Origin of the sequence: Streptomyces sp. SPB074, assembly GCF_000154905.1 — a bacterium.
Classification (GTDB): Bacteria; Actinomycetota; Actinomycetes; order Streptomycetales; family Streptomycetaceae; genus Streptomyces.
In genome coordinates this window covers 802,332-808,927 of record NZ_GG770539.1, presented here as the reverse complement: position 1 = coordinate 808,927, position 6,596 = coordinate 802,332, and the positions used below count along the sequence as shown (strand labels likewise).

Annotated in this window: 6 protein-coding genes; 2 read left to right on the top strand and 4 right to left on the bottom strand. The window is 75.1% G+C overall.

The genetic code is table 11. The features are described 5' to 3' along the window. Window positions 1-22: 22 nt before the first annotated feature. The 3 genes from SSBG_RS03300 to SSBG_RS03290 form a co-directional block, all read right to left on the bottom strand. On the bottom strand, window positions 23-1,231 hold the full coding sequence (locus tag SSBG_RS03300) for a glycine C-acetyltransferase (protein WP_008744811.1): 1,209 nt from the start codon (window positions 1,229-1,231) through the stop codon (window positions 23-25). 65 nt (window positions 1,232-1,296) lie between these two features. Continuing rightward, a complete protein-coding gene (gene tdh, locus SSBG_RS03295) occupies window positions 1,297-2,325 on the bottom strand; it encodes an L-threonine 3-dehydrogenase (RefSeq protein ID WP_008744810.1) in 1,029 nt (342 codons plus the stop codon). A 231-nt stretch (window positions 2,326-2,556) separates the two neighbouring features. Then, window positions 2,557-3,117 (bottom strand): GNAT family N-acetyltransferase, encoded by a 561-nt coding sequence (locus SSBG_RS03290; protein WP_008744809.1) that lies wholly within the window; start codon window positions 3,115-3,117, stop codon window positions 2,557-2,559. Between the two features lie 325 nt (window positions 3,118-3,442). On the opposite strand from SSBG_RS03290, the gene SSBG_RS03285 reads away from it, so the two are divergent. Together SSBG_RS03285 and SSBG_RS03280 are read left to right on the top strand one after the other, a co-directional pair. After that, window positions 3,443-4,912, top strand: a complete 1,470-nt coding sequence (locus SSBG_RS03285; protein WP_008744808.1) for an AlkA N-terminal domain-containing protein — start codon at window positions 3,443-3,445, stop codon at window positions 4,910-4,912. Window positions 4,913-4,932: 20 nt separating this feature from the next. Beyond that, the gene (locus SSBG_RS03280) at window positions 4,933-5,463 is read left to right on the top strand and encodes a methylated-DNA--[protein]-cysteine S-methyltransferase (RefSeq protein ID WP_037871018.1); all 531 of its coding nucleotides are present in this window, start codon (window positions 4,933-4,935) and stop codon (window positions 5,461-5,463) included. 156 nt (window positions 5,464-5,619) lie between these two features. Here the strand turns inward: SSBG_RS03280 and SSBG_RS03275 are convergent, their stop codons facing one another. Continuing rightward, window positions 5,620-6,555 carry an NADP-dependent oxidoreductase gene (locus SSBG_RS03275; protein WP_008744806.1) on the bottom strand — a complete coding sequence of 312 codons (936 nt, stop codon included), beginning with the start codon at window positions 6,553-6,555 and terminating at the stop codon, window positions 5,620-5,622. Between the last annotated feature and the right edge of the window lie 41 nt (window positions 6,556-6,596).

Sequence of the window (6,596 nt, the reverse complement as noted above, 5' to 3'; positions counted from 1 at the left end):
CGCCCGCCCGCTCGCCATGGGCTCAGCCCGCCGGCCGCTCCGCCCCCGACGCCTCGCGCGCCGAGACGAAGGCCGCGACGGCCCGGTCCACGTCCTGGGCCGAGTGCGCCGCCGAGAGCTGCACGCGGATGCGCGCCTGCCCCTGCGGCACGACGGGGTAGGAGAACGCCGTCACGTACACGCCGCGTGCGAGCAGCAGCTCCGCCATGCGGCCCGCGAGCGCCGCGTCGTGGAACATGACCGGCACGATGGGGTGTTCGCCGGGCAGCAGCTCGAACCCGGCCTCGCTCATCGCGCTCCGGAAGCGCGCGGTGTTCTCGCGCAGCCGCACGCGCTGGTCCGAGGCGCTTTCGAGGAGGTCGAGGACCTTGAGCGAGGCGCCCGCGATGACCGGCGCGAGGCTGTTCGAGAAGAGGTACGGGCGCGAGCGCTGGCGCAGCAGCGCGACGATCTCGGCGCGCGCGGCGACGTAGCCGCCCGAGGCACCGCCCAGCGCCTTGCCGAGCGTGCCCGTGATGATGTCGACCCGGTCGCTCACCCCGGCCAGTTCCGGGGTGCCGCGCCCGTTCTCGCCGACGAAGCCGACCGCGTGCGAGTCGTCCACCATGACCATCGCGTCGTAGCGCTCGGCGAGGTCGCAGATCTCGCGCAGCGGGGCGAGGTAGCCGTCCATCGAGAAGACACCGTCGGTGACGACGAGGCGGCGGCGCGCGTCGCCCGCCTCCTTGAGGCGCTGCTCCAGCTCGGCCATGTCGCGGTTCGCGTAGCGCAGGCGGCGGGCCTTGGAGAGACGGATGCCGTCGATGATCGAGGCGTGGTTGAGGGCGTCCGAGATGACCGCGTCCTCGGCGCCGAGCAGCGTCTCGAAGACACCGCCGTTGGCGTCGAAGCACGAGGAGTACAGGATCGTGTCCTCCTGCCCGAGGAACGCCGACAGCCGCCCCTCCAGCTTTTTGTGCACCTCCTGCGTGCCGCAGATGAAGCGGACCGAGGCCATGCCGTAGCCCCAGCGGTCGAGCGCGGCGTGCCCGGCGGCGATCACCTCGGGGTGGTCGGCGAGGCCGAGGTAGTTGTTGGCGCAGAAGTTCAGCACCTCGCCGGGACGGCCCCCGGCGGTGACGTCCACGGTCGCGGACTGCGGGGTGCCGATGACGCGCTCGGGCTTGTAGAGGCCGTCGGCGGTGATCTCGTCGAGGGTGGCACGCAACTGGTCGCGCACGGAGCCGAACATGGTGGAATCCTCCGGAGGGGGTGGGTGCGGGCGGTACGAAGCGCGTCAGGCCGTACGCGTACGGCTCACGCGGTCCAGTCCATGACGACCTTGCCGCCGTGCCCGCTCGCCGCGTCCTCGAAGGCGGCCTCGAACTCGGCGGCCGGGTAGCGGCCGGTGATGACGGGGGAGAGGTCGAGCCCGCCTTCGAGGAGGACGGACATCGCGTACCACGTCTCGAACATCTCCCGGCCGTAGATGCCCTTGATCGTGATCATCGAGGTGACGACGCGGGCCCAGTCGACCGCGAACTCCTGCGCGGGCAGGCCGAGCATGGCGATCTTCCCGCCGTGCGTCATGTTGGCGAGCATGTCGCGCATCGCGGCCGGGTTCCCGGACATCTCCAGGCCGACGTCGAAGCCCTCGCGCAGGCCCAGGAGCCGCTGGCCGTCCGCGATGGACGCCGAGGAGACGTCGAGCGCGAGATCGGCGCCCACCTTGCGGGCCAGGGCGAGGCGCGCCTCGCTCACGTCGGTGACCGCGACGTTGCGCGCCCCGGCGTGCTTGGCGACGGCCGCGGCCATGAGGCCGATGGGGCCCGCGCCCGTGATGAGCACGTCCTCGCCGACGAGCGGGAAGGAGAGCGCGGTGTGCACGGCGTTGCCGAAGGGGTCGAAGATCGCGGCGATGTCGAGGTCGACCGGATTGCGGTGCACCCACACGTTGGAGGCCGGCAGGACGACGTACTCGGCGAAGCAGCCGTCGCGCCCGACGCCGAGCCCGACCGTCGCCCGGCACAGGTGGCGGCGGCCCGCGAGGCAGTTGCGGCACGTGCCGCACACCAGGTGGCCCTCACCGCTGACGAGGTCGCCCACCGCGATGCCGCTCACGTCGCGGCCGGTCGAGACGACCTCGCCAAAGAACTCGTGGCCGACGACGAGCGGCGCGCTGACGGCCTGCTGCGCCCAGCCGTCCCAGGCACGGATGTGCAGGTCCGTGCCGCAGATCCCGGTGCGCAGCACCTTGATGAGCACGTCCCCGGGACCGGCCTCGGGCTCCGGGACCTCCACGAGGCTCAGACCCGGTGCCGCCTTCTCCTTGACCAGTGCCTTCACTCGGGTGGCTCCTCTTCTGTGCGCGCCGCGCCCGCCGCCGGGCGGACCGGTGGACGGGTGCGGAGGGGTGGGGGACGGCCGCGGCCCGGCAGGGCGCGCACGACCGGCACCAAGATCCTGCCGCGCCGCACGCCACCCGGTCCATCGAGGTTTTCTTAACCGCGCCTGCGGCTTTCCTACAGGCCGCGAGTGCCCGCGGGCGTGCCCGGCACGCCGTCCCCCGCCGGGCGCTCAGCGCGGCGGGAGGTCGTTCAGGATGAGCTGGAAGAGCTTGTGGTCGCGCCAGGCGCCGTTGATGTGGAGCATCCGCGGGGCCACGCCGAACTCGGTGAACCCGGTCTTGGCCAGGACGCGCTGCGAGGCGAGGTTGTCGAGCAGCGTGCCGGCCTCCACGCGGTGGAGACCGAGCACCTCGTCCGCGTACCGGACGACGAAGGCGGCGGCCGCGCCGGTGAGGCCCCGGCCCGCGTACTCCGTGTCGACCCAGTAGCCGAGGTTCGCGCTGTTGAGCGGGCCGCGCACGACCTGCGAGAGCGTGATCGTGCCGATGACCCGCTCGCCGTCCGTGAGCACCCAGCCGAAGAGCGTCCCGGCCTCCCGCGCGGCGAGCTGGCTCGCGAGCCGCTCGCGCTGCCCGGGAAGCGTGTAGAACTCCTCGGTCCGCACCGGCTCGAACGGCTGGAGGCGATCGCGGTTGCGCAGGTAGGCGTCGAGCAGCAGGGGAGCGTCGCCGGCGGCGAGCGGGCGCAGGAGGATGTCCTCGGAAAGGATGGTGCGATCATCGTTCGACATGATCGGAGGCTATCCGGCCGGTCCTGGGCGGTGCCCGCGACCAGCGAGAACGCCGCACGGGGGCCGGGCGCGGCCCCGCGCCGCGCGACGGTCCGGGTGCTCCCGGGGCGCGGCGGGTCCCTCGCACCGCCATGTCGGATTTCCGCCAGCTCCGCTGTCCGCGACGTCGCATCCTTGAGGCATGTCAGCCACTCCAGGGGCGGCCCCGACCGCCGTCACCAGCGCTGCCGCGAGCGGTGGGGCGGCCCGCGACGGCCTCCCCGCCGCCGGGCCCCGTGCCGCCGCGCCGACCGCCCCCGCCGTCGTGAGCGGTCCGGGCGGCGCCCTGCACGGGGACCGGGACCGGTGCGTACGGGCCGTGCGCTCGCGGGACGCGCGGTTCGACGGCTGGTTCTACACCGCCGTCACCTCGACCGGCATCTACTGCCGCCCGAGCTGCCCCGCCCTCACGCCCCGCCCCGAGAACATGGTCTTCCTGCCCAGCGCCGCCGCCTGCCAGCAGGCCGGATTCCGCGCCTGCAAGCGGTGCCGTCCCGACGCGAGCCCCGGTTCCCCCGAGTGGAACCACCGCGCCGACCTCGTCGCCCGCGCCATGCGCCTCGTCGCGGACGGCGTCGTGGACCGCGAGGGCGTCCCCGGGCTCGCCGCGCGCCTCGGGTACAGCGCTCGCCAGATCGAGCGCCAGCTCAACGCCGAACTCGGCGCGGGCCCGCTCGCCCTCGCCCGCGCCCAGCGCGCCCAGACCGCGCGGCTGCTCGTCGAGACGACCGCGCTGCCGATGGCGGACATCGCGTTCGCGGCGGGCTTCTCCTCCGTGCGCACGTTCAACGAGACCGTCCAGGAGGTCTACGCCCTCGCCCCCTCCGCGCTCCGCGCCCGCGCCGGGGGTACCGCCGAGCCCGGCGCGGGCACGGTACGGCTCCGCCTCCCGCTGCGCGGCCCCTTCACGCCCGACGACCTCTTCGGCCACCTCGCCGCGACCGCCGTGCCCGGCGTCGAGGAGTGGCGCGACGGCGCCTACCGCCGCACCCTCGACCTCCCGCACGGCCCCGGCGTCGTCGCGCTGAGCCCCACGCCCCGCTACGTCGACTGCCGCCTGCGCCTGCGGGAGCTGCGCGACCTGCCCGCCGCGATCAGCCGCTGCCGTCGCCTCCTGGACCTCGACGCGGACCCCGAGGCCGTCGGCACGGCCCTCGCCGCCGACCCCGCGCTCGCGCCGCTCGTGCGCGCGGCACCCGGCCGCCGCGTGCCGAGGACGACGGACGAGGCCGAGTTCGCGGTCCGCGCCGTGCTCGGCCAGCAGGTCTGCACCGCCGCCGCGCGCACCCACGCGGGCCGCCTGGCCGCCGCGTACGGCACCCCGGTCGAGGACCCGGACGGCGGCCTCACCCACCTCTTCCCCGCACCGGCCGCGCTCGCCGCGCTCGACCCCGAACGGCTCGCGATGCCGCGCAGCCGCCGCCGCACCCTCACCGGGCTCGTCGCCGCCCTCGCGGGGGGCGCGCTCGCGCTCGGCGCGGACAGCGACTGGGACCTCGCCCGCGCGCGGCTCGCCGAACTGCCCGGCGTCGGGCCCTGGACCATCGAGGTCATCGCCATGCGCGCGCTCGGCGACCCCGACGCCTTCCCCGTCACCGACCTCGGCGTCCGCCAGGCCGCCGAAGCGCTCGGCCTCCCCGCGACCCCCGCCGCGCTCACCCGCCGCGCCGCCGCCTGGCGCCCCTGGCGCGCCTACGCGACGCAGTACCTGTGGGCCACGTCGGACCACCCCATCAACCTCATGCCCCCCGCCTGAACCCCGAGGACGTGTTCTCCGTGCACCGCGTACACACCCAGACCGACAGCCCCTGCGGCACCCTCACCCTCGTCGCCACGGACGGCCTGCTCAGCGGCCTCTACCTGCCGCGGCACCGCCATCGCCCCCCGGAGGAGACCTTCGGCGCCCGCGACGAACGCCCCTTCGGAGCGGCGCTCGACCAGCTCGGCGCCTACTTCGCCGGCGAACTCACGACCTTCGACGTGCCGCTGCACCAGGAGGGCACGTCCTTCCAGCGCACCGTGTGGGACGCGCTCGTCGCCATCCCCTACGGCGAAACCCGCAGCTACGGACAGCTCGCCGCCGCGCTCGGCAAGCCCGGCGCCTCCCGCGCGGTGGGCCTCGCCAACGGCCGCAACCCGGTCAGCATCATCGTCCCCTGCCACCGCGTCGTCGGCGCGAACGGAAGCCTGACGGGCTACGCGGGCGGCGTCGAGACGAAGAAGGCGCTCCTCGCCTTCGAGCGCGGGCGGACGAGGACGCCGGGGAGCGGTTCGCTCGGCGAGGACACGTTGTTCGCGCTGTCCTGACCAGCGGCGTCCGGCATCCTGGCCGGCGGTTTCGTCGGCCGGGACGGAACCGGGCGGCGGGGCGAACGAGGACCGGGGTCTCGTCCGCCCCGCCGCGGCGGAGCCGGAACCGCCCCGTCTCACCGCACGCGCCCCGCCTCCCCGCGTCCACCCGTCTCACCGCACCCGCAGCACGAGCTTGCCGCCCGCCCTCCCGGAAAGGCTCCGCTCGGCCGCCGCGCGCCAGTCCCCCAGCGGGTGGACACCCGCGAGCGGGACCGTGAAGCGTCCCTCGGCCGCCCGCCGCGCGTACACCGGCAGGGCGTGGTGGTGGTACGCGTTGCCCTCCTCGCCGAACTGGTAGCGCACGCCCAGCTCCTCCTCCGCCGCGAAATCGCTCATCGTCATGACGTCGCGCGGCGCCGCGACGGTACGGATCAGCTCCGGCAGCCCGCCGGTGGGCGGCGCCGCGTCGAGGGCCAGGTCGACGTCGCCGCCCGCCAGTTCCCGTACCCGGGCCGCCATGCCCTCGCCGTACGGGGTGACCTCCGCGCCGAGCCCGCGCAGCTCCTCCGCGCGCCTCTCCCCGGAGGTCGCGAGGACGCGCGCGCCCTGGTGGAGCGCGATCTGCACGGCGGCGTGGCCCACGGTCGAACCGGCGCCGTGCACCAGGACGGTCAGCCCCGGCGCGGTGTCCGCGGTGACGCCGAGCCCGGCGAGGCCCCGGTGCGCGGTCTCGACGGCCATCGGGAGCGCGGCGGCCTCGGCCGGGTCGAGCTCCCTGGGGCGCGGGAACCACACGTCCAGGACGGCGTGGTCCGCCGCTCCCGCGCTCGGTCCGGTGAAGGGCACGGGCCCGAACACCTCGTCGCCGACCGCGACGCCGCTCACGTCCGCGCCGAGCGCGTCGACCGTGCCCGCGACCTCCAGGCCGATCCCGCGCGGCAGCTTCCCGGTGAAGAGACCGCCCGCGAGCGCCCAGTCGGCCGGTGTCAGGCCGCACATCGTCACGGCCACGCGGATCTGCGCGGGCCCCGGCTCGGGCACGGGGGCCTCTTCGAGCCGGATCACGTCGAGCGCGGGTCCGTGCGTGTGGAAGCGCAGAGTGCGCATGAGGGTCTCCCGGTGGGTGCGCTGAGTGACAGCAGGTGCTT